Raw genomic sequence first — 2,462 nt, 5'->3', positions numbered from 1 at the left:
TGGCTGGGGGGCTTCGTGTTGTATTCATACTGTTTTCTGGCGGCGACCTACTCTTCCGTATGTACCCCATACAGTACCATCGGCGCTCACAGGCTTAACTTCCGGGTTCGGCATGGTTCCGGGTGGGACCCTGTCGCTTTGACCACCAGAAAACATTTCTCGGACCCTGCATAACTCGACATCCAAACAAAAAGCAATTCTGTATCAGAGAGAAAAGGTTCGATGCTTTAGTACCGGTCAGCTCAACACCTCTCAGCGCTTACACTCCCGGCCTATCAATCCGCTCGTCTCGCGGGCATCTTATCTCCTCAAAGGAGCGAGGTATCTCATCTTGGAGGGGGCTTCCCACTTAGATGCTTTCAGCGGTTATCCCGGCCGAACATAGCTACCCGGCTTATGCAGCTGGCGCCACAACCGATACACTAGCGGTTCGTCCATTCCGGTCCTCTCGTACTAGGAACAGATCTCCTCAAATACCTTACGCCCATGGTGGATAGGGACCGAACTGTCTCACGACGTTCTAAACCCAGCTCACGTACCGCTTTAATGGGCGAACAGACCAACCCTTGGGACCTGCTTCAGCCCCAGGATGCGATGAGCCGACATCGAGGTGCCAAACCACGCCGTCGATAGGAACTCTCGGGCGAGATCAGCCTGTTATCCCCAGGGTAGCTTTTATCCGTTGAGCGATGGCCCTTCCATTCGGAACCACCGGATCACTAGCACCAACTTTCGTTCCTGATCGACCCGTCAGTCTCTCAGTCAAGCCACCTTATACGCTTACGCTCTCTATGGGCGATTTCCATTCGCCCCGAGGTGACCTTTGCGCGCCTCCGTTACTCTTTGGGAGGCGACCGCCCCAGTCAAACTGCCCGCCTGGCAATGTCCCCTCGCGTGTTTCAACGCTCAAGGGTTAGAATTTCATCATACAAAGGGTGGTATCCCAACGACGGCTCCGTAAGAACCAAGATCCTTACCTCAAAGCCTCCCACCTATCCTGTGCATCATAGGACAAAATCCAATACCAAGTTACAGTAAAGCTCCATGGGGTCTTTCCGTCCCACCACGGGTACCTGGCGTCTTTACCAGGACCACAATTTCACCGGGTCTACCGTCGAGACAGCGCACAGATCGTTACACCTTTCGTGCAGGTCGGAACTTACCCGACAAGGAATTTCGCTACCTTAGGACCGTTATAGTTACGGCCGCCGTTTACTGGGGCTTCATTTCAGAGCTTCGCCTTGCGACTAACCCCTCCATTTAACCTTCCAGCACCGGGCAGGTGTCAGACCCTATACTTCGGCTTGCGCCTTATGCAGAGTCCTGTGTTTTTAGTAAACAGTCGCCTGTGCCTGGTTTCTGCGACCACATCCGGCTCCGATTGTCCATCTTCACCTCTGTGGCACCCCTTCTCCCTAGGTTACGGGGTCAACTTGCAGAGTTCCTTAACGATAGTTCTCCCGCTCACCTTAGCCTTCTCAGCCAGTCCACCTGTGTCGGTTTCGGGTACGGGCGCTATGGCGTCTCCTTAGAAGCTTTTCCCGGCAGTTGAGCGTCAATGCCTTCGCGTTCATCGCTGAACGCTCCCCATCAGGTCTCACCTTTAGATCGGGGGATTTGCCTCCCAACCCAGGCTTCGCCCTTAGACCGGCTTCCATCTGCCGGCGCACCTAGCTTCCTGCGTCACTCCATCGTCAAACGACTCCATAGCGGGACAGGATTAGCAACCTGTTGTCCATCAGCTACGCCTTTCGGCCTGACCTTAGGCCCCGCCTTACCCTGGGCGGATCAACCTTCCCCAGGAATCCTTGGACTTCCGGTGAGTGTGATTCTCACACACTTCGCGTTACTCATGCCGGCATTCTCTCTTCCATGCAGTCCACCAAACCTTGCCGGTTCGACTTCTCCCCACATGGAACGCTCCCCTACCGATTCGGAATTTTACTTTCCAATCCCCAAGCTTCGGTGCCATGCTTAGCCCCCGGTATTTTCGGCGCAACAATCCTCGACCAGTGAGCTATTACGCACTCTTTAAAGGGTGGCTGCTTCTAAGCCAACCTCCTGGCTGTCCGGGCATCGTCACATCCTTGCCACACTCAGCATGGCTTTGGGACCTTAGCTGTGGGTCTGGGCTCTTTCCCTCTCGACTACGAAACTTCTCTCCCGCAGTCTCACTCCCGAACTCTTAAGTGTTGGTATTCGCAGTTTGATTGGATTTGGTACGGTCACATCCGCCCGCGTCCAGTCAGCGCTCTACCCCCAACACTAAACATTCGGGGCTGCACCTAAATGCATTTCGGGGAGAACCAGCTATCACCCAACTCGATTAGCTTTTCACTCCTATCCACACCTCATCCGAGACTTTTTCAACAGGCTTCGGTTCGGTCCTCCACCCCGCTTCACCGGGGCTTCAACCTGGACATGGATAGATCGTCGGGCTTCGGGTCTATTGTACGAAACTA

At 54.5% G+C, this 2,462-nt stretch carries 2 rRNA genes; both read right to left on the bottom strand.

The features are described 5' to 3' along the window. Positions 1-34: 34 nt before the first annotated feature. Positions 35-150, bottom strand: a 5S ribosomal RNA gene (rrf, locus tag EII26_RS12750). Between the two features lie 56 nt (positions 151-206). After that, positions 207-2,462, bottom strand: a 23S ribosomal RNA gene (locus tag EII26_RS12745); the annotation flags it as partial.

This window comes from Fretibacterium sp. OH1220_COT-178 (genome assembly GCF_003860125.1).
In the GTDB taxonomy this organism is placed as follows: Bacteria; Synergistota; Synergistia; order Synergistales; family Aminobacteriaceae; genus CAJPSE01.
The sequence above is the reverse complement of the archived record's forward strand: the minus strand, read 5'-3'. Positions and strand labels throughout refer to the sequence as shown.